This is a genomic window from Chloroflexota bacterium (assembly GCA_020850535.1).
In the GTDB taxonomy this organism is placed as follows: Bacteria; Chloroflexota; UBA6077; order UBA6077; family JACCZL01; genus JADZEM01.
Genome location: JADZEM010000076.1, coordinates 1 through 19,823 on the forward strand (window position 1 = coordinate 1; position 19,823 = coordinate 19,823).

At 68.7% G+C, this 19,823-nt stretch carries 17 protein-coding genes and 1 pseudogene; 5 read left to right on the top strand and 13 right to left on the bottom strand.

The genetic code is table 11. The features are described 5' to 3' along the window. Positions 1-409: 409 nt before the first annotated feature. Both IT306_11340 and IT306_11345 read left to right on the top strand, forming a co-directional pair. The gene (locus IT306_11340; protein ID MCC7369011.1) at positions 410-1,276 is read left to right on the top strand and encodes a creatininase family protein; all 867 of its coding nucleotides are present in this window, start codon (positions 410-412) and stop codon (positions 1,274-1,276) included. Between the two features lie 71 nt (positions 1,277-1,347). Then, positions 1,348-2,604 (top strand): peptidase C39 family protein, encoded by a 1,257-nt coding sequence (locus IT306_11345; GenBank protein ID MCC7369012.1) that lies wholly within the window; start codon positions 1,348-1,350, stop codon positions 2,602-2,604. 611 nt (positions 2,605-3,215) lie between these two features. Here the strand turns inward: IT306_11345 and IT306_11350 are convergent. The 7 genes from IT306_11350 to IT306_11380 form a co-directional block, all read right to left on the bottom strand. After that, positions 3,216-4,364 (bottom strand): cytochrome c oxidase assembly protein, encoded by a 1,149-nt coding sequence (locus tag IT306_11350; protein ID MCC7369013.1) that lies wholly within the window; start codon positions 4,362-4,364, stop codon positions 3,216-3,218. A gap of 95 nt (positions 4,365-4,459) precedes the next feature. Beyond that, positions 4,460-5,254 (bottom strand): cytochrome C oxidase subunit IV family protein, encoded by a 795-nt coding sequence (locus IT306_11355; protein MCC7369014.1) that lies wholly within the window; start codon positions 5,252-5,254, stop codon positions 4,460-4,462. A 70-nt stretch (positions 5,255-5,324) separates the two neighbouring features. After that, positions 5,325-5,852, bottom strand: a complete 528-nt coding sequence (locus IT306_11360; protein MCC7369015.1) for a cytochrome c oxidase subunit 3 — start codon at positions 5,850-5,852, stop codon at positions 5,325-5,327. A 129-nt stretch (positions 5,853-5,981) separates the two neighbouring features. Beyond that, on the bottom strand, positions 5,982-7,979 hold the full coding sequence (ctaD, locus tag IT306_11365; GenBank protein ID MCC7369016.1) for a cytochrome c oxidase subunit I: 1,998 nt from the start codon (positions 7,977-7,979) through the stop codon (positions 5,982-5,984). Positions 7,980-7,995: 16 nt separating this feature from the next. Then, positions 7,996-9,054, bottom strand: coding sequence for a cytochrome c oxidase subunit II (coxB, locus tag IT306_11370; protein MCC7369017.1), 1,059 nt, complete (start codon positions 9,052-9,054; stop codon positions 7,996-7,998). A 226-nt stretch (positions 9,055-9,280) separates the two neighbouring features. Continuing rightward, positions 9,281-9,571, bottom strand: a complete 291-nt coding sequence (locus IT306_11375) for a hypothetical protein (GenBank protein ID MCC7369018.1) — start codon at positions 9,569-9,571, stop codon at positions 9,281-9,283. A 44-nt stretch (positions 9,572-9,615) separates the two neighbouring features. Further along, positions 9,616-9,936: a hypothetical protein gene (locus IT306_11380; protein ID MCC7369019.1), complete on the bottom strand. Its 321-nt coding sequence runs from the start codon at positions 9,934-9,936 to the stop codon at positions 9,616-9,618. Between the two features lie 55 nt (positions 9,937-9,991). Between IT306_11380 and IT306_11385 the strand changes: the two genes are divergently transcribed. The 3 genes from IT306_11385 to IT306_11395 are packed head-to-tail and all read left to right on the top strand — an operon-like array spanning position 9,992 to position 12,364. Beyond that, positions 9,992-10,327, top strand: coding sequence for a hypothetical protein (locus tag IT306_11385; GenBank protein MCC7369020.1), 336 nt, complete (start codon positions 9,992-9,994; stop codon positions 10,325-10,327). Then, positions 10,324-11,616 (top strand): GTPase ObgE, encoded by a 1,293-nt coding sequence (obgE, locus tag IT306_11390; GenBank protein MCC7369021.1) that lies wholly within the window; start codon positions 10,324-10,326, stop codon positions 11,614-11,616. The genes IT306_11385 and obgE overlap by 4 nt, the downstream gene beginning before the upstream one ends. Positions 11,617-11,668: 52 nt before the next feature. Further along, positions 11,669-12,364 (top strand): nicotinate-nucleotide adenylyltransferase, encoded by a 696-nt coding sequence (locus IT306_11395; protein ID MCC7369022.1) that lies wholly within the window; start codon positions 11,669-11,671, stop codon positions 12,362-12,364. Positions 12,365-12,385: 21 nt separating this feature from the next. Here the strand turns inward: IT306_11395 and IT306_11400 are convergent, their stop codons facing one another. The 6 genes and pseudogenes from IT306_11400 to IT306_11425 form a co-directional block, all read right to left on the bottom strand. Beyond that, positions 12,386-13,594: a branched-chain amino acid ABC transporter substrate-binding protein gene (locus IT306_11400; protein MCC7369023.1), complete on the bottom strand. Its 1,209-nt coding sequence runs from the start codon at positions 13,592-13,594 to the stop codon at positions 12,386-12,388. Positions 13,595-13,835: 241 nt separating this feature from the next. Then, a complete protein-coding gene (locus IT306_11405; protein ID MCC7369024.1) occupies positions 13,836-14,501 on the bottom strand; it encodes an ABC transporter substrate-binding protein in 666 nt (221 codons plus the stop codon). A gap of 85 nt (positions 14,502-14,586) precedes the next feature. Further along, positions 14,587-15,258 carry a ribulose-phosphate 3-epimerase gene (locus IT306_11410; GenBank protein MCC7369025.1) on the bottom strand — a complete coding sequence of 224 codons (672 nt, stop codon included), beginning with the start codon at positions 15,256-15,258 and terminating at the stop codon, positions 14,587-14,589. Positions 15,259-15,351: 93 nt separating this feature from the next. Beyond that, entirely contained in the window at positions 15,352-16,377 is a 1,026-nt protein-coding gene (locus IT306_11415; GenBank protein MCC7369026.1) for an ImmA/IrrE family metallo-endopeptidase, read from the bottom strand. A 588-nt stretch (positions 16,378-16,965) separates the two neighbouring features. Next, positions 16,966-17,877 (bottom strand): annotated as a pseudogene (locus IT306_11420) (haloacid dehalogenase-like hydrolase). A gap of 177 nt (positions 17,878-18,054) precedes the next feature. Beyond that, positions 18,055-19,653: a DUF2207 domain-containing protein gene (locus IT306_11425; protein MCC7369027.1), complete on the bottom strand. Its 1,599-nt coding sequence runs from the start codon at positions 19,651-19,653 to the stop codon at positions 18,055-18,057. Positions 19,654-19,823 lie beyond the last annotated feature (170 nt).

Consider the following 19,823-nt stretch of genomic DNA (forward strand, 5'->3'; position numbering starts at 1 on the left):
AGTCTGGTCGCCGGGCCACCCACCTCCCCAGACCTGCCCGCCCAGCCGGTCCTGACGGCCGTGCTCCCCCTCTCCCGCGTGCGGGAGAGCGGGGCGGGGGGGGAGGAGCGTCCCTGTGGAACCGACCGTCACGCCGGGCGGCCCCGGCGTGGGGCGTGGACGTCGTCAAGCTCGTGGCCTTGGGGCAGTTCGAGTTTGGCCTGGCCGCCTGGGACCAGATCGAGCGGCTGAAGGCGGTCCTCGGTCCGCAGCCAGCCTGGACCGACACGTTCTTGAAGCCCATGATGAAGGCCTGCCCGCCAGGAGGCGGCTCGGCGCAGGCGACAGGGTATCCTTTGCCGCACTGCGCCTGCCGTCTGACCTTTCCTTGGTCTGACGCACGGCCCACCGCTTGAGGAGCGAGTTCTCGATGCTGAAGCAGATTCCCGATACCCTCTCCGTCTCGGTCCACGGCTGCATCCCGCCGCGCCGGTTCTGGGGCTACTACACCTGGCCGGAGATCGACCAGATCGGCAAGAGCGATCCGAACGCGACCGCCGTCCTGAGCGTCGGCGCCGTCGAGCAGCATGGCCCGCACCTGCCGGTCATCACGGACTCGCTGATCGGCCCGGAGATCATCGGCGCGGCGATGGCCCGCCTGCCGGACGACGTGATGGTGCTCGGGCTGCCGCCGACGATGTACGGCAAGAGCGTCGAGCACGAGGAGTGGCCGGGCACCCTCACCTACAGCGGCAACACCCTGCGGGCGGTGATGATGGACATCGCCATGTCGGTCAAGCGCAGCGGCTTCTCGAAGTTCGTGCTGATCGGCAGCCACGGCGGCAACAACGGCATCATCGACGACTTCCACCGCGACATCAAGATGGCGACCGGGCTGCGGGTCTTCAAGATCCACCTCGGCAGCATCGGCAGCGTGCCGGGGCTGGTCTCGGCTGAGGAGGCGGCCGTCTCGATGCACGGCGGCGACGGCGAGACCTCGGCGGTCCGTTACCTCGCGCCAGAGCTGGTGAACATGGACGTGGCCGACGGCTATCTCTACTCCGTCCGGCCCGAGGTCGGCTTCTCGTTCAAGGGGAACGACGCCATCGAGGCCTGGGTCTCGGCGGACCTCTCGAAGACGGGCGCGATCGGCAACCCACACCCATCCTCGCCGGACAAGGGCGAGATCGCGGTGACGGCCAAGATCGCACGGCTGGCCCACCTGCTCGAAGCGATCTACCGCGAGCCGGTCCGCGAGATCTGGCAGGCGCCGAAGGAGATCCAGGCGACCGTCTGAGCGTGGCCGCCGCCCTGAACGTGGCCGCCGCCGGACGGCGTTCGGTATCCTGCCGGCGTGGAGGGTCAGGCATGCGCGTGCTCCTGCTGGTGCTGGCGGTCGTGCTGGGAGCCGGCGTCAGCATGAGCGGCTGGCCGCCGGCCGCGTCGCCCACGGCGCACGCCGCCGATGTGCCGGTCCACGAGCTGTGGCGCGCCGACCGCACGACCGGCTTCGAGGACTGGAGCTTCCAGGGCGCGCGGGCAGCGGACGGTCGCCTGGCGCTTGCCGAGGTGAGCGCCGACGCCGAAGCCGGCACCTTCGCGGGCCTGGAGCGGCCGGCCGGCGTGGCCGGGCTGGCGGTCAGCCCCGTCAAGACCACCACCACCACCTTTCGCGAGCTGATCGCCTCCTGGAACGCGCAGACGCCGGCCGGCAGTTGGATCGAGGTGCGGGTGCGCGCGCAGGTCGGCGGGCCAGACGGCCGCTGGACCCGCTGGTACGATCTCGGCTCCTGGGCCTCCGACGCCGGGCCGGAGCGCCGCCAGAGCGTCAAGAACCAGCGCGACGCCGATGGCCGCGTCTCCACCGACACCATCATGCTGGCGGAGGCGGCGACAGCCTATCAGGTGGCTCTGACCCTGCGCGCCGATGCTCCCACCGCTGCCGACGCCCTCGCCGCTGACCGCGCCCCCTCGGTGTCGCTGGTAGCGGTCCTGGCTTCGTCGCCATCCCCGACGGCGCGCCCGCTTGAGAGCGCGAGCGGCGCGCTGGGCGTCACCCTGCCCGTGCCCGAGCGCTCGCAGATGGTCTACCCGAACGGCGGCCCGGTCTGGTGCAGCCCGACCTCCACCAGCATGGTGATGGCGTACTGGGGGGAGCGCCTCGGCGATCCGGCCCTCGACCGTCCCGTGCCCGAGGTCGCCGCCGCCGTCTACGACGTGGTCTATCGTGGCAACGGCAACTGGCCGTTCAACACGGCCTACGCCAGCCAGTTCGGGCTGACTGCCTACGTCAGCCGGATGTCCTCGCTGGCCCAGGTCGAGCGCTGGATCGAGGCCGGCATCCCGGTCGTTGCCAGCCTTGCGTGGTCGCCCGGGGAGCTTGGGAACGCCGCCGTGCCATCCACAGACGGCCATTTGCTGGTCATCGTCGGGTTCACGCCGGCCGGAGATGTCGTCGTCAACGACCCGGCCGCCGATCCTCGCCTGGGGATCTCCGTGCGGCGAGTCTACCCACGCCCCGCGATGGAGCGGCTCTGGCTGACGCACTCCGGCGGGACGGTCTATCTGATCTACCCGCCGTCGGTCGCGCCACCGGCGACGGACGTGGCGTTCGGCGCATGGTAACGTGCGGGTGACGTGCGCCCCGTCTGCCGTCCCGGACGGCCACTAATGGCCTGTCAGTTGGTCTGTCAGGCGTGAACGACCGGGTCGGGTCACTTGACGCTTCCCCCGCCATCCCGAGCGACTTGAGCTTGCGAACGCAGTCGAGGGATCTTCCTCACGCTACAGAAGGAGAAGATCCCTCCGCTCCGCTCGGTCCTCGCCGCGGTCGGGATGACGGCGGGGCAGGTTCCTCGCTACGGTCGGGATGACGAGACGGGCATGCACGTTCCTCGCGTAGCTTGCCCTGAGCGTGCCGAATGGGGTCGGGATGACGGACGGGAGGTCGTTTCTCGCCGCGGTCAGGTTGACGATGGGCACCGAGCGACCCTGCGATTCACGCCTGCCGAGCCACTGGCTCATCGACCGCTGGGAGCCTCGCCAGCCGGTGGCTTCGATGGAGGCCGGCCTCGGCACACGGTGCATCTGGCCGCACACCGAGCAGCACTGAGGCAGCCGGGAGACCTCACCCCCGGCCCCTCTCCGTGCCGCGGATGATGTCGGCGAAGCCGATAGTTGCGCCGCGCAGCGGACGGGGGTGAGGTTACTCCGGCCGCATCAGCGTGCGGGCCGCGTCAGTTCAGGCGCGACCGGTCCGGCGCTGACGTCACGACGTGCCGCGCCCCGAGATCCAGGGGCGAGCCTGCCGCCTGCCGCGTCCCGTCCCCCTCGTCCGACGGAGCGCCAGACCGCACGGATGAGCCGGCCGCCGTCGCCGGCTGCCCACTCGCGCCTTGTCCGTTGACCCCGTGCTCGCCGGCAGCCTGCCCATTCCGCCCCTGCCCGGCCGCCGCCTGCCCGTCACCCCCGGTGACCTGTCCAGGAACAGCCCGGCGCGGCCGAGGGCGGATCGGCACGGCCACGTCGTCGTGGACGCCCTCGGCGTTGGCCCAGGCGAAGAAGATCACGCTGTAGACTATCAGCAGGTAGAACCCGCCGACGATCCACATGATCAGCCCGCCCAGTTGCTGATCGTCCTGCGGCGAGAGTCCCCAGGTGCGCGGGGCGTCCAGGTAAAACGTGTAGAGGATCGTCCGCGCATTGGTGATGAACGAGCCGACGATGAACCCGGAGAACGTCTGCGCGAAGACGTAGAGCATCTGGAGCGGATAGGACAGGCGCGGCAGCTCCGAGAGCGGGCTCAGGATCGGCCACCAGGTCATCACGGCCAGCACAATGAAGACGAGATGCGCCGCCACGTGCAGGCGATGATCCGCGACGACGGCGTTGTAGTACAGCGGGATGTGGTAGAGCGAGAAGACGAGGTTGAAGCCGAGCAGCGCCACAAACGGGTTCGTCAGGCCTCGGGCGAGCCGCATCACGCCGGGCAGCCGCAGCACGGGCCGCAGCAGCCAGCCCGGCATGCCGAGCAGCATCAACGGTGGCGCGGCGTAGATCAGCAGCATGTGCTGCACCATGTGCGCGCTGAACAGGTAGGTGTCGCTCAACTCGTGGATGGGGCCTTCAAGCGCAACCAGCAGGCAGAACACGCCGCTCAGGTACAGCGCGATCTGCCCCTTGCTGGCGGGCGGCCCCAGACGATACTGCTTCCGGAGCGGCCCCACGCCCAGCAGGTAGACCCCTGCCAGCAGGAGCAGCCCGCCTCGGAGAACGCCGTCACCGGACCAGCTGCTCCAGGTGAAGGGCGGGATGGCGGACGGCCCGGCCTGCGCTGCCGCCGTGGCAGCCTGAGCCAACGCGGTGAGGGAGAGCAAAAGGGACATAGCCGTCTCCGGGAAGCCAGGGGAACGAGAAACCGGGCCGTGAACGACGATGGGCCGAGCGCTTGTACGCTCGGCCCGCGAGTCTGCGAACGGGTCTAGTGGCCGCCAGACGGCGCTGGCGCTGATGCCGGCGCGGCGATCCCTGACGGGAACACACGGGCATTGCCATCGCCCGGCGGGTGGCCGTGCGTGGCGATCTGCAGCGCGATCAGCGCCATCACCAGTGCGATCGCCACGGCGAGGCCGCCCCCGAAATACCAGGTGAACGACTTGTGATCGAACTTCAGGTGCATGAACCACCCGACGACCATCACGAACTTGACCGCCGAGAGGAAGATCAGGATCGCGAAGATGAAGTCAAGCAGGGCGGGGATGTAGTAGACCGCCACCTCGATCGCCGTGATGACGCAGAGGATCAGGGCCACCACGATGTAGGTCTGCGAGCCGGGATGCGCGTGCTCCTCGACGCCGTGCGCCGCGTGAGCAGCCGTCGCATGCCCACCATCATGAGCCGGGGCGTGAGCCGGCGCAGCGTGCACAGCCGGCGCATGGGCGGCCGGCACATGGGTGGCCGGCGCGGCCGGCCGGGGCGCAGCGGCAACGGCGGCCGGCGCCGCCGCGACCGGCTCAGCAGCAGGAGCAGACGGCGCGGCGGCAACCGTCGCTGCGCCCTTGTACGGTCCGAGGCCGGCCCGCTTCAGATCCTCTTCCTTGGCGTAGAGGACCGCTCCCGCGCGATACCCGGGCGGGAACTGCTCCACCTCGCCGGTGCTGAGGTTCACCAGCGGCACGTTGGCCGGCAGATCCGGGAAGTACCACTTCCCGAAGATCGGCACCTTGGCCTTTTTGAGTGCGGCGGTGTCCAGCCCCTGCCGGCTCGCCCACTCCATTTGCTTCGAGTCCAGAACCATCGGCCTCTCTCCAGACGCCAGTGAAATGAAGGGAAGGGGTGGCCGAACGTTACGGCAGAAGGTACACGACCGTGAAGATCACGATCCAGACGATATCGACGAAGTGCCAGTAGAGACCGGCGATCTCCACCCACAACGCCTTGTCAGGCCCGCTGAGCCGCCCGGTGAACGATCCAGCGACCAGATACAGCAGCCAGAAGATCCCGAGCGACACGTGCGCGCCGTGGAAGCCCGTCAGCGTGAAGAACGACGAGCCGAACAGGCTGTGCGAGAGGGTCAGGCCCTCCTGGTAGAAGACGGTGAACTCGTAGTACTGGCCGCCGATGAACACCGAGCCGAGCAGCGCGGTGGTGATCAGCCAGATGCGCGCCCGAATCTGATCGTTCCGCTGGATGGCGGCGAGCGCCAGCACCATCGTCAGCGAGCTCATCAGGAGCACGAAGGCGCTGACCGACGTGTACGGGATGTCGAAGATGTCGTGGGGGCTCGGGCCGACGATGCTCCGGCCCTTGTAGACCATGAACGTGCCGATCAGCGAGCCGAAGAACATGCAGTCTGAGGCCAGGAACAGCCACATCAGCAGCTTGCGGCTGTCGAGCCCCGTCGAGGTCGGCGGGTGGTGGGCCACCACGTGGCCGTCCCCCCCGCCATGAGCGCCCGCAGGGGCGTGGATGTCGTGCGCGATGCTCAACTCTTCGCTCCCTGCCTAGCTTGCCGGCTCGAGCGCCCAGCCGCCGATGCCGACGATCAGGTACAGCACGCCCGCGACGGACAGCGCGTACCCGAAGATCAGGCCAGCCGCCAGACACACCAGGCCAAGGGCACAGACCAACGGGAAGAACGAGGGGTTCGGCAGGTGCATCGAGCGCGGATCGATGTACCGCTCGTTGGCCTCCTGCGCGAGGTACTCCTCGGTCACCGGCTCGTCGAACTCGGCGTGCCCAACCGTGTGCCCGGCAATGGTCAGCGTCGCCTCGGTCTCACCAGCCTCGACGGCCTGCGGGCGGCGCTTCCAGGCCCAGTACGCATCCCGCGAGCGCACCACCGGCGGCACCGCGAAGTTGTAGATCGGCGGCGGGGACGGCAGGCTCCATTCGAGCGTAGCGGCATCCCACGGATCGTTGCCGGCCGACTTCGGCTTCCGCATGGACTGGTAGATGTTGTAGATGAACACGGCCACGCCGAGGGCGATGGTGAACGCGCCGATGGTCGCGACCATGTTCCAGCCGAGCCACTGGACGTGCTGCCAGCCGCCGCCAAACGGGTTGTAGATCCACCCGCCAGACCAGCCCTGGTTCTCGCCGTAGATGTAGATCCGGCGCGGCATCCCGTCGACGCCCAGGAAGTGCATCGGGCCGAAGGTCAGGTTGAAGCCGGCGAATATCAGCCAGAAGGCCCACTTGCCGATCTTCTCATCCATGAATCGGCCGGTGATCTTCGGCCACCAGAACACCATGCCGCCGATCAGGCCGAAGATCGCCCCGCCGAACAGCACGTAGTGGAAGTGCGCCACCACGAAGTACGAGTCCTGGTGGTGCATGTCGATCGGCACGACCGCGTGCATGACGCCGCTGAGGCCGCCAATGGTGAACATCGAGACGAACGCGATGGCGTACATCATCGGCGTGGTGAAGCGGATCGAGCCGCCCCACATCGTGCCCATCCAGTTGAAGACCTTCACGCCTGTGGGCACCGCGATCAGCATGGTGCTGGCCGCGAAGAACGAGTTCGCGATCGGCCCGAGGCCCGTCGTGAACATGTGGTGGCTCCACACGCCGAAGCCGATGAACCCGATGGCTACCGTTGCGTAGACCACGAACGGGTAGCCGAACAGCGGCTTGCGCGAGAAGACCGGCAGGATCTCGGAGACCATGCCCATCGGGGGCAGGATCAGGATGTACACCTCGGGGTGCCCGAAGATCCAGAACAGGTGCTGCCAGAGCAGCGGATCGCCGCCGCGGGGCGCGTAGTAGAAGTTCGTGCCGAAGAGGCGGTCGAACGTGAGCAGGATCAGGGCGACGGTGATGGCCGGGAAGGCGAACACCAGCAGGAACGACGTGATGAGCGTGTTCCAGGTGAAGATCGGCATCCGCATCAGGGTCATACCCGGCGCGCGGAGGTTGATGATCGTCACCATGAAGTTGAACGCACCAGCCATCGAGGCCACGCCCAGCACCTGCAGGCCGAGCGCCCAGAAGTCCAGCCGGTGGCCCGGGGAGTAGGTGACCGTCGAGAGCGGCGCGTAGCCGAACCAGCCAGCGTCCGGCAGGCCATCGAAGAAGTAGCTGATGTTGATGAAGATCGCGCCGAAGAGGAAGGTCCAGAAGCTGAAGGCGTTCAGGCGTGGGAACGCCACGTCTGCAGCGCCGATCTGGAGCGGCACGATGTAGTTGAAGAAGGCGACGCTCATCGGCATGACGAAGAGGAAGATCATCGTCGTGCCGTGCATCGTGAAGAGCTGGTTGTACGCGTCTGGCGAGACGAACGTGTTGCTCGGCACGGCCAGCTGCATGCGGATCATCAGGGCTTCGATGCCGCCGACGATGAAGAAGATGAACGCCGACACGCCGTACATCAGGCCGATGCGCTTGTGATCGACGGTCGTCAGCCAGCTGACGATGCCGTGATAGGCCGGCAGCGTGCCGTATTCCGGTGCGGCCTGAGCAGGCGCAGCCGGAGCGGGTCGGGGAAGGGTGACTGCCATCGTGCCTCCGACGTCCTTACTTCAGGCTGTGCAGGTACGCCACGAGCGCCTCAACGTCACTCGGGCGAACGTGCAGGTTCTGCATCATGTTGCCGGGCTTGATCTTCTGCGGATCCTCGATCCAGGCCGCCAGGTTTTCGGCCGTGTTCGGCATGATGCTGGCGCCCATGGTGGTGCGGCTGCCGAAGTGCGAGAGGTTCGGCCCGGTCTTGCCAACGGCGGTTGCATTGCCGTCCACCGTGTGGCAGCCGGCGCAGCCGTTCGCCCCGAACGCCTTCTCGCCTTCCATGGCAAGATCCGTCTCGGGCACGGCCGGCTTGCTGTTCCGGGCCACCCAGGCCTGGTAGTCCGCCGGCGACATGGCGATGACGTTCATCCGCATCTGGGCGTGCTGGATGCCACAGTACTCGGCGCACTGGCCCCAGTACTGCCCAGGCTCCTCAGCCGTGAACCAGATGTGGTTGTCGTGATTGGGCACCGCGTCGATCTTGCCCATCAACTGGTGAATCCAGAAGCTGTGAATCACATTGTCCGAGGTGATGCTCAGATAGACCGTCCGCCCCGTCGGGATGACCATCTCGTTGGCCGTCGTGAGCGGCGTCTTGCCATCCGCGAGCATGTGCTCGGGATACTTGAACTCCCACCACCACTGCCTGCCCGTGATCTCGATGACGAGCGGCGGATTACCATCCGGCGAGCGCGGCGGCGCGCTCTCAAGCGCAAAGATGGTCCGGATCGTCGGCACGGCCATGATCACGAGGATGACAGCCGGTGCGATGGTCCAGCCGATCTCCAGAGTCGTGTTTCCGTGCGTCTGCTCCGGCATCTCGTGGCCGGGCCGGGCCCGGAAGCGCCAGAGGACGTAGACCAGGCCCGCCTGTACGCCGACAAAGACGAAGACGGCCAGCCAGAACACGAGCACGTACAGGTCTTGAATCATGCGCGCGGCTTCGGTCTTGGGCATGACCGTGGTGTACGGCTGCTGCATGCAGCCGGACAGCAACGCCATAAGCATTGCGCCAAGGCCAAGAAGGGTCAGCTTACGTCCGACGCCGGATGCCCGAGGGAACGGCATCCCATCCCTCCGTGTGGGTGATGATAGGGGTGTCACCTGCTGAGGGAGACAGGCAGCATAGTAGCGCAGGGGTGGACAGGAAAACAGACCCTCAGCAGCACAATCGAGAATGGGGAGAGTGGAGATCGAGAGACCGCCGGCCTGGCGGAGGGGTATAGCGGAGGAAGCTCAGGGGTTGTGGTGGGCGGCGCAGCCCCGGGCCGCGTTGCGGATGCGGGGCTGAGACTTAGTGCGCGCTGGTGCTCGCCTTCGGCTGTGGCGCAATCATAGAGGCAGCGATGCCACCGACCAGGAACACGACGGCCAGCCCGAGCGCCACCTGGACGGGCAGAAGCGCGGCGATCTCCCGCCAATACTTGTTCAGCTCGTCCGAGGGGTGCTCACCAACATAATAGAAGTGGTGCGCCCACTCGTGCACGGCGAGCAGCGTCTCACCAACGGACACCACAATGGCCACGATGATCGCCGCCAGGATCAGCGGCGCAACGATGGCGAAGACAATATTCCTTCTGGGCATACGCGGCTACCTCGGGGCGGTGTCTGGGGACTGCTCTGGTGGGGTCACATTGTGCCACGGACCGATGTCGGATTCCAGTCCCTGTCTGGCTCGACGGCCCACTCGGAGGCGATCAACTGCTGACGGCGACGACGGGCCCGCCGGAGCCGAAGCCAGAAGAGGGCCGGCACGATCGCGAACGGCAGCGGCAGCAGCAACCAGTACCACTGCATCGCGAAGAGGAAGATGGCCGCATGGGCACTCGGGGCCATCACGAAGATGATGATCGACGTCACCACCTTGAACGCGATGCCCATGCCAGCAAACGTCCAGAAGGCCGCCTTGCCGTCCCCTTCCACGCCGGACAGTGTATCGCGTTTCGTCACGTCTGGCGATACCCAATCCTGACCACGCACGCGCGCCCGGCTGTATCCTCTACCTATGGCTATGCAACCAGCATCCGAACCTTCGTACGCAGAGGCGCTTCACCGCCACGTCGCGAACGAGATCTTTCAGAAGTTTGCCCTCGCCAGTTTTGCGATCTGGACTGGCAGCTGCCTGCTGCTCTTTATCCTGTTCGCGGCCGGCAACGCGCGCCCGGTCTTCCCGGCCATGCTTTCGATGACCACGCCGCTGATCCCGGCGGCGCTGATCTGGGTGGCCTACCGCCCACTCGTCAACCGGCAGGTGGCGAAGCGGCTCCGCGCGCGCGAAGCGTCGAGGCCCGAAGCGACCGCGCCCGAAGCCACCGCCCCCGGGGCGACCACGCCCTCATGAGTGAGTTGCAGCAGCCTGACGTTCAGAACACCATCGACACGGCGGCGATCTTCGCGAAGGCCGGCGACGGCGGCAACGGCGCGAGCAGCTTCCGCCGTGAGAAGTTCGTGCCGCGCGGCGGCCCGGACGGCGGCGATGGCGGGCGCGGCGGCAGCGTCTACCTTGTGGCGAACCCGAGCGTGAGCACGCTGCTGGAGTTCTCGAACCGCCGCCACTTCAAGGCGGGGCGCGGCGGCAACGGCGCGGGGGCCAAGAAGCACGGCAAGGCCGGCGAGAACGTCCGCATCCTCGTGCCGCTGGGCACCGTCGTCTCACAGGACGGCGAGCTGCTGGCCGACCTGAGCCAGCCGGGCGACGAGGTGATGGTCGCGCGGGGTGGGCGCGGCGGCCTTGGCAACGTCCACTTCGTGACGCCGACGAACCAGGCGCCGACGGTCGCGCAGAAGGGCGAGCCGGGCACCGAGGCGTGGGTCACGCTGGAGCTGAAGAGCATCGCCGATGTCGGGCTGGTCGGCTACCCGAACGTCGGGAAGTCGAGCCTGCTGGCGGCGCTGACAGCGGCCCGCCCGAAGATCGGCGACTATCCGTTTACCACCCTTGAGCCGAACCTGGGCGTGGCCGAGCGCGATCATTTCACGTTCGTCCTGGCGGACATCCCCGGGCTGATCGAGGGGGCGCACAAGGGCGTCGGGCTGGGGCACCAGTTCCTGCGGCATGTCGAGCGGGCACGCGTGCTGCTGCACGTGATCGACGCAAGCGTGTCCGACCCCGTGGCGACCTACGAGGCGGTCCGCGAGGAGCTGGAGCTGTACAACCCGGCCCTGGCCGCCAAGCCGGAAGTGGTGGCGCTGAACAAGATCGACCGCGACGACGTGCGGACCCGCGTGCCGGAGCTGCTCGCGCAGTTCAGGGAGCAACTGCCCGACACGAGGGTGGTGGCCGTCTCAGCCGTGACGACCCGTGGCGTCGATGAGCTGGTTGGCGTCCTGGTGGAGACGCTGGCCGCGCTGCCAAAGGAGCCGCCGCGCCCGGTCGAGACGATGAAGGTCTACCGGCTCTCGCCAGCCGACGAGGGCTGGGTGCTGGAGACCGAGGACGACGGCGCCTACCGGGTGCGCGGCAAGCGCGTCGAGCGCGTCGTGGCGATGACGGACCTGACGAATCCCGATGCCGTAGAGATGCTCCAGGGGACGCTCAAGCGGATGGGCATCCTCCAGGCGTTGGAGGCCGAAGGCGTCGGTTCCGGGGACACGGTCCGCTTCGGGAACGTCGAGCTGGAGTGGGAGTGAGGCAGCATGCCCTCACCCCCGGTGAGGGCCCTCGTTACCCCGGCGTCCACTGGTGACCACCATCGGCGTCTTCGGCGGGACGTTCGATCCGCCGCATCTCGGCCACCTGGCAGCAGCCCAGGAGGCGCTCGAAGCGTTCGGCCTGGACCGCGTGCTGTTCATGCCGAGCGAGCGCAACCCGCTCAAGCTCAACGACCAGATCTCGCCGACCGAGCACCGTGTCGCCATGACCACGCTGGCCATCGAGGGCGATCCGCGCTTCGAGCTGTCGCGCGCCGACCTCGGCGGCGGCGGACCGTCCTACACGGTCGATCTGCTGGAGCGGATGCACCAGGAGCTGCCGGCGGGCGCAGACCTCGTCTTCATCACCGGCATGGACGTGCTCCACGAGCTGCATCGCTGGCGCGAGCCGCTGCGCGTGCTGGAGCTGGCCCGGCTGATCGTGGTGGAGCGGCCTGGGCAGCAGACTGTGTCGCCGGAGTCGGTGGACGAGCGGCTGCCGGGCGCCAGCCGCCGGATCTCCATCGTCGAGACGCCCGGCGTGGCCGTATCCTCAACCGAGCTGCGCCGCCGCGCCGCGGAAGGGCGCTCGCTGCGCTACCTCGTGCCCGACCGGGTCGCCGCGTACATCCGCGCGCACGGGCTGTACGCGAGGAGTCCGGAGTCAGGAGTCAGGAGCCACGAGGGGGCAGACTCGCTCGACGGACAAAGGAACGAGCCAGGAGGCGAGTGGCCTCCTGGCTCCTGATCTCTGGCTGCTGTCGCCGCGTTACTCGGCCTGGAGCGTCACCGAGTTCTCGTCGTCGAACTTGCCGCCGACGACGGCTCGACCGGACATGGTGGTCAGGGTGGTGTCGCCGTTCGCGTCGAACGACCACGTGCCCAGCACGCCGTCGTAGTTCGAGGTCGCGAAGACGGCCGCGCGGATCGCCTCGCGGTCCTTCGTGCCGGCCCGCGCGATCGCGTCGAGCGCAACCTTCGCCGCCTCGTAGCCGTACGCCGCGTACGCCTCAGGCTCGGTGCCGTACTTGGCCTTGTAGTCCGCGTACCAGGCCGCGCCCTTGCCCGTCAGCTTGCTCGGGCCGATACCGCCGAACGTCACGTAGACGCCCTCAGCCGCATCACCAGCGTCGTCGATGAACGCCTGCTCGAAGATGCCGTCAGGCCCCATCATCTTGGCGTTCGGGCCAAGCACCGAGCGAAGATCCTTGAACAGCTTGCCGGCGTTGTTCTGGGTGATGCCGCCGTAGTAGACCATCTCCGCGCCGGTGCCGCGAATCTTCGTGGCCAGCGCGCGGTAGTCGGAGGCCTTCGAGTCGATGCCCTCGGGGCCGCCCAGGACCGTCAGGCCGATCTTCGCAGCGGTGTCCGCGAAGACCTGGGCGATGCCGTGGCCGTACAACTCGGTGTCGTCCAGGACGTACACCTTGGTGACGCCGAGCGCCTTGGCCCAGTTCGCGGCGACCGCGCCCTGGAGGTCGTCGGCCGGCACGACGCGCGAGTAGTTGCGGACGCCGGTCGGGTAGTAGATGTCCGGCTCGTTTGGCTCGCCCTTGCCCGGCTTGGTGAGGCCCGGGTAGGTGTTGGCCGGGCTGATCATGACCAGGCTCGACCGGTTGAGGATCGGAATGGCGACCTTCGCCGCGCCCGAGTTGAAGGTGCCGAGGTAGACCATCACGTCGGCGTCGGCGACGGCCTTGTTCGCGTTCTCCGCTTCCTTGCCCGCATCCCAGGCGCCGCGCGCCGGGGTGGCGTCGTCCATGTCCTCGTACTCGATGGTGAAACCGCCAGCGCTGTAGTTGGACTCGTCAAACGCCATCTTGAAGGCGTTCACGATGGTGTCCGTCTGGCCCTTGCTGCTGCCCGTGCGCGGCAGCGAGGAGACGATCTTGATCGTCCCAGACTGCGCCTGGGCAATCGGGGCGACGACCCCGACCGCAAGGGACAGCGCGACAGCCGCCACGCCAGCCCGAACCAACCTACCCGGTCGTGACCATGTCTTCACCGGTGACTCCTCCTACGATGCCCGGATCCTCCGCGCCAGCGCGACCGCGCCGCGTGTCACAGGGACCGGTGCTCTTCCCACATCAACGGACGACGCGCGGCGATGGCATCGCCGTTTGCCGATGATCGAGCACGGATCCCCATCTGTCAAGCCCATACGCCCGTTTCGCGCCGAGTGTGAAGGGTTCTACACCTCGTCCACGAGCGGGCACGTATCAGTTGGTCGGCAGGCCGGCAAGCAGGTCAGACAGGCGCTCCAGCAGGTGGACGAAGGCAAGGCCCTCACCCCCCCGCCCCCGGAGGTCCGCTACCCTCAGCACCACGTCAGGTCGCGCCGCCTCGATCTCCTCCTGGGTCACCGCCCGGGGCGGCCGGCCCAGGCCGGCCAGCACGTCGTGCCCGCCAGCCAGCCCGATCAGCTCGGCCAGCCACCAGCCGGCAGCGGTGGGCGGCTCGCCGTGTGCCAGGAGCGCCACGCGCGGGGCAGGGCGGGCAGCCAGGGACTGCGCGGTCCGCAGCGTCACGGCGTCGATGCGCGCCCGCAGCGCCTCGATCAGGGCGCGGGCAGCCCGCTGCTGCCCGGTGGCGTCGCCAACGGTCTTGATGTCGCTGAGGATGTCTCCCAACGTGTGCGGCTCCAGCGCGTAGACGGCTGGCCGAGGCCGCAAGCGCCGCACCAGCCGGCGCACCACCGCCCGAGGCATACCACCGCCCGCAGCCGTCTCCGAGGTGAAGATCAGCCGTGGATGGATGGCCGCCAGCGCGTCGGCGAGGGCATCCGGAGCGGCGTCGGCCCCATCCGGCAGCGCCGCAAGCTCAGGGGCAAGGTTGAGCGCGTGCAGGATCTCGCGGGCCTCGGGGAGCAGGCTGACGATGGTCATGCGGGGAGGATCGCACGGCAGGCGCGCGGGCGGCGATGCTCGGGCCGCACGCCGTAGCGACCTCTGGCCGCACGCCGAGACGACCTCAGGCGTGCGCCAGTTCGATGTGCCGGCGGATCGCCTGGGTATTGCCGTGGATGCCGGCCCCACCCACGAAGATGCCGGAGCCGACGACGACGACCCGCGCGCCGCGCCGCACCACCTCCGCGATGTTGTCAGCCTTGATGCCGCCGTCAACTTCCAGCTCAGCGCGTGCGCCGCGCGCATCGAGCATGGTTCGCGCCCGCGCGAGCTTGTCGAGCGTCTCGGGTATGAGCTTCTGGCCCCCAAAGCCGGGGTTGACGGTCATGATGAGCAGCAGATCGAGCCGATCGACGATCTCCTCGACGGCCGAGAGCGGCGTGGCCGGATTGAGCGCCACGCCGGCCCGCAGACCGGCGTCCTGAATCGCTGCCACGGTCGCGTGGAGATGGCGGACGGCCTCGGCGTGGACCGTCATGATGCTGGCCCCGGCCGCCTTGAACTCCGCCAGGAAGCGGCGCGGCTCCTCGATCATCAGGTGCAGGTCGAGCGGCAGCGACGTCGCCTGCCGGATCGCCTGGACGATGGCCGGCCCGAGGCTGATGTTCGGCACGAACTGGCCGTCCATCACGTCCACGTGCAGATAGTCAGCGCCGGCCGCCTCGGCCTCGCGGACCTGCTCGGCAAGGCGGCCAAAGTCGGCGTTCAGGATCGAGGGAGAGAGCTTGATGTGCACGGGCGCTCCAGCAAGTGAGTCCGGCCGGACGCGGACGCCCGTCAGCCTGGAAAGTATGACACGCCCCCGATCGGGACCGGCAGCGGGCCTGGATTAGCCGCGGGAGAGTGCCCACCAGAGCGGCGTGTCGGCGTTCGGGAGCAGCAGCAGCGTCACCTGGGCCGAGGCGGCGGCTGATGCACGGCCAACTGACGGCACGGCCACCTGCGCGGGAGCCTCCAGCAAGTGCGGCTGCTCGGCGCGGGTCATGAGCGGCGCGTGGCAGGCCGCGATCCCGGCCACGGTCGCCTCGCCCAGCGCGGACCGGACGGAGAGGCTGGGGGTCTGAGCGTGGCCGTGCTGTGCAGCTTCGAGCAGGATCTGGCGCGCAGCCGTGGACGCCCGGTCCAGCACGAGCGCCGCCCCGTGCCCGATGGCATCGTCGCCCGGCACATGCGCCAGCACCCGCTCGAAGGCGACGGTCGTCCGTCGGTCATCATGGCCTGCTCGGGCCGGCTGCACACGCCACACCGACAGGCTCAGTGCGCCGGCCGCCAGCAGCCGGGCACAGGCCACCTCGCGGGCCACCCGGAACCGCGCCGCCAGCCGCTCGACGCCGCGCAGGGACACGCCAGCACTCCTCACCGCGGGCAGCAACTCGTCCAGCGGGACCAGCAGCTCGTGGGCGGCCACGTCGCAGAGCGCTTCTGTGTCAGCCCAGTGGGCGGGCTCGCGGAGGGCAGCCAGCACCTCGGGCTGCCCTGCCAGTCTCTCAAACAGGATGGCATGCCCGATCTCATGTGCGATGGTGAAGCGCTGCCGATTGGTGGCCCGGGCGAGCGGCAGCACGGTGGGCGGGGCCGGCGGCCGGCGGCCAGCAGGGCGCGCGCCGGGCGGCTCCTCGCGATGGCGGGTCCGCTGCACCCTCACGACGTACCGGCCGTCTTCGTAGTCCAGGCGGCCGGCCGTCGGGATCGGGGCCTCTTCGACGCGCAGCCCGTACACTTGCAGGTACACACGCAGCCCGGGCGTGCCGCCATCCGCCCGGACACGCTCCCGGAGGCGCGCACAGGCCAGCCGCATGGCGGCCAGCGGTGAGTCCGCCCCAAGCTCGGCTGCGAAGGACGCCAGCGGGGTCATCGGGAACCTCACCCCCGGACCCCCTCTCCGGCACTGAGCGGGGGAGGGATTCTATCCGCGCTGGCGGATCGCTGCGAGCTGACTCTCGACCTCGGCCCGAGTGAGCTGACGGATGTTGTCCGGCCCGCGCGTGCGGCGTGGTCCCGTCGAGCGTGCGCTGACCCGCCCGGCGACGTACTGGCGCAGCGCCCGCAGCTCAGCCTTCGTGATCGGCTGGTGGGTGTCCGCCGAGATCTCGCTGATGATGGTGAGCAGCGTCTCCTGGGGATCGTCCTCAGCGGGCACGGGCGCATCGGCCGGGGAGATCAGGTCTGGAAGCTGGAGCAGCGGCGGATCGTGGGCCACCAGCTCGGCAATCGGCATCTGGACCGCGCTGTTCCCATGGCCGTTGGTCTCCGAGGAGGACGTTGCGGGGGACGGGGTCGCTGGCGGGGCCGCGTTCGAGCGTGGAGCCGGCAACGCGTGGCCGTGCGCTTCGGATGGCGTGGGCGACGCGCTGAGCGGGGGCTTGCTCAGCGGCTGGGTCCGCAACGAGCGGTGCGTCGGCGGCCGGCCGACCCGCTGCTGGATGTGGCTGCGCTTCGTCGCCAGGATCCGCTGGGCGATCTCGTCCACGGCGGCCGTCAGCCAGAGGTACGCCTGCGAGCCGGGCGTGTAGTCGGCTGGCCCCACCGAGCGCACCCGGCCGTGACGCTGGAGATCGTCGGCCTTCTGGAAGGCGTTCGGATCGCCGGGGGTGTAGACGGCGAACGTCTTGCCGCCCTGCTGGTTGACCACCGCGAAGACCGGCACGTCGCTCGGGCCATCCGCGATGTAGATCATGTTCTCGAACGGCACGCGACGGTCTTCGTGGGCAATCGACGCGTTGACGTCGATCTCAGGGTGCCAGTTGGAGCCCTTGTTGATCTCGAAGACGGCGCGGGTCTTGGTGGTATTGTCGATGGCGTAGCTGATCTGGGAGATCTCGACGGCGTGCTCGGGATCGTGGATATCGGCGCGGTCGAGGTAGCCCGGGCCGGGCGACGGCCCTTCGAGGTACTCGCAGGCCCACACGCCATCCAGGAACGGCGCGATGGCGCTGCCGAGGATCATCTGGCGGAGGCCGGTGCTGACCACGTAGTGCTCGACGGCGATGTCGAAGGCGCGGTACTCGGCGTTGCCGGCGATGTGCTCCTTGAGCGTCTGGAAGAACTCTGGCAGGCCCGCGTAAAAGTCGAGCCGCGCGCCAAGCTCGCGCAGGAGGGCGTTGTTGAGGCCCGCGAACTTCCCCGCCTGGACGTAGGCCAGGATGTGCAGCATGTACAGTTGCTCGGAGACGAGCTGATCGCCCCGGGCGCGGTAGTAGGCCGGCAGCTCGTTCGACTCGTGCCAGAACGACGCCTCGTCTACCCCGTAGTACTGAAACAGCGGGCGCTGCATGTCGTACGGAATCAGGGTCTTATCGAAGTCCCAGATGACGGCGATCTTGTTCTGGGCAAATAAGCTGCGAGCCGGCTGCATCGGCATTCCTCTCGATCGGTACGAGGGATTCTACCGTTCTGGTAACTCCTGCGCGAATCGATACGTGCCGGGCACGCATGATTTGCCTGATTTCTGGCTGGCACGCCAGGCTGAAGCCGGGCGAGCAGCCCGATAGACTGCCGCCCGGCCAGAACCCGTGCGCCCTCACGCCGCCGGCTACGTGCTGCCGGCCGCCCCGCCGCCACCGCCAGCACCCACGCCGCTGACGACGCTGCCGGCCCCGCTGCTGGCACTCGACGGCGTCGAGCTGACGAAGGCGATCCACCAGGGATAGCCGGCGGGCATCGCTGCAACATCTCGCGCACCGCTGGCCGAGGCGAAGGCGCGCAGGGTGGCCCCGGAGGCCGTCGCCGCCTCCAGCCGCTGCTTCATGTCCGATCCGAGGTTCAGCGCGACGATATCCGGCAGGGCGTCGTCAAGGTCGAGGCTCACCGTCTCGTCCTTCGCGGCCTGCTTCAAGCCGGCCCGGTAGGCTTTCCATCCGAGCGCCGCCTCCTGGCCGGCCTGCGACAGCCGGGGGAACATGGCATACATGACGAAGGCAACCACTGCGAGGGCGATGAGCGCGACGCTCCCGACCAGGGCCAGCCAGCCCTCGACGCTGCCGGCCGCGAGCATCGTGACCAGGGCCAGCCCGCCGGCCACACACCCGACGATCAACAGGCCCGCGCGGGCACATCCTGCGCCCGGCTGGAGCCAGCCCTCCGCGCGCAACTGACGCTCGATGACATCCCGCACCCCCGCGCTGGACTGTGAGACCTTCTGCAGCTCCTTACTGGAGACCACGCTGTCTCGCGCGCGCTGCTGCAGGTCGCTCCAGACGGCCCCTTCGATCTCGTTGCGGACACGGGACGGGTCGAGCAGGCGCACCTGCACCGTCGGCTTGCGCCCCCACCCGCCGGTGCTCTCCGCTTCAATGGCGAGCGCACCGCGCGTCGCAAGATTCAGGAGGACGGCCGGGACCGCTGACGGCTGAGCACCGCCACTGACGAGCGCCCCGGCCAACGCCGGCGGCAGCGGGCCGGGGCGGACGGTCGTCGGGGCCGGCCCCCGCTGGCTGGTGGTAGCACGACGCTGGAACAGGACGATGACGGCAGCAAACCCGACCAGCGCGACGACAGCTTCGGCCCAGGGGAGCCAGGGCTCACTCGCCCGGGCTGCCCCTTGTTGGAGCGCGCTCCGCGGGGGGCCGTTCCGGATGCTGCTGTCCAGCCGATCCAGCCCGGCCGCCAGGCTCCCGTAGACATCGCCCTGCCGCAACGGCGGGATCAGCGCCTCGGACACGATGTCGCGCTGCTCGCCGGGCGGGACGTTCCCCTCCTGGAATACCTTCCCGACAAAGATGCCAGCGCGGGCATCGTTTGGATCGTCCGGATTACGGTTGATCAAGATCGCAGCCGCCCGATCCTGGCTCGCACCGGTTCTGGCGACCCAGGCCTGCTGCAACGCCTCAACCTGCGCGAGCGTCTCCGAGGGCGTGGCCCGGCGCGCCCGCGCATAGACGATCACGTCCGCCCCATCTGCCCGCAGCCGATCCAGCCGCTGCCGCAGATCGGCCGCCTGCCCCGGCGTCAGCGAGGCGCCGGTCTCGTCGTAGACGCGCTCGCCCGCGGCCAAGCCGGGGAATGCGTCGGCGGCCTGCGCCTTGACGCGCCCGGCCCCACCCAGCAGCGCCGTCACCGTGAGGAGCAGCGCCGCCAGATACAACGCCGTCCGCATCACCGCCTGCAATGATCTGCTGAGTCTTCCTGTCATGCGCTGCTCCCTGAGACATGCGCCCTCCAGTGTGACGCTGCCGGAGAGGCGCGCGTTCTGTGTGCCGGTGAACGTCCGTGCGCCCGCGAACAACGCTCTGCTCGCGAGCCGCCGCCCGCCTGCGTTCCGGCGCCCCCCGTGTGACTCCCTACACCGCGGCCCCTTGCACC

Excerpts from the sequence above, each read along its gene's own strand:
- obgE (MCC7369021.1), top strand. The coding sequence starts at position 10,324 with ATGAGTGAGTTGCAGCAGCCTGACGTTCAGAACACCATCGACACGGCG.
- IT306_11340 (MCC7369011.1), top strand. The coding sequence starts at position 410 with ATGCTGAAGCAGATTCCCGATACCCTCTCCGTCTCGGTCCACGGCTGC.
- coxB (MCC7369017.1), bottom strand. The coding sequence starts at position 9,054 with ATGCCGTTCCCTCGGGCATCCGGCGTCGGACGTAAGCTGACCCTTCTT.
- ctaD (MCC7369016.1), bottom strand. The coding sequence starts at position 7,979 with ATGGCAGTCACCCTTCCCCGACCCGCTCCGGCTGCGCCTGCTCAGGCC.
- IT306_11375 (MCC7369018.1), bottom strand. The coding sequence starts at position 9,571 with ATGCCCAGAAGGAATATTGTCTTCGCCATCGTTGCGCCGCTGATCCTG.
- IT306_11415 (MCC7369026.1), bottom strand. The coding sequence starts at position 16,377 with ATGACCCCGCTGGCGTCCTTCGCAGCCGAGCTTGGGGCGGACTCACCG.
- IT306_11360 (MCC7369015.1), bottom strand. The coding sequence starts at position 5,852 with ATGTGGCTGTTCCTGGCCTCAGACTGCATGTTCTTCGGCTCGCTGATC.
- IT306_11425 (MCC7369027.1), bottom strand. The coding sequence starts at position 19,653 with ATGACAGGAAGACTCAGCAGATCATTGCAGGCGGTGATGCGGACGGCG.
- IT306_11355 (MCC7369014.1), bottom strand. The coding sequence starts at position 5,254 with ATGGAGTGGGCGAGCCGGCAGGGGCTGGACACCGCCGCACTCAAAAAG.
- IT306_11385 (MCC7369020.1), top strand. The coding sequence starts at position 9,992 with ATGGCTATGCAACCAGCATCCGAACCTTCGTACGCAGAGGCGCTTCAC.
- IT306_11345 (MCC7369012.1), top strand. The coding sequence starts at position 1,348 with ATGCGCGTGCTCCTGCTGGTGCTGGCGGTCGTGCTGGGAGCCGGCGTC.
- IT306_11350 (MCC7369013.1), bottom strand. The coding sequence starts at position 4,364 with ATGTCCCTTTTGCTCTCCCTCACCGCGTTGGCTCAGGCTGCCACGGCG.
- IT306_11405 (MCC7369024.1), bottom strand. The coding sequence starts at position 14,501 with ATGACCATCGTCAGCCTGCTCCCCGAGGCCCGCGAGATCCTGCACGCG.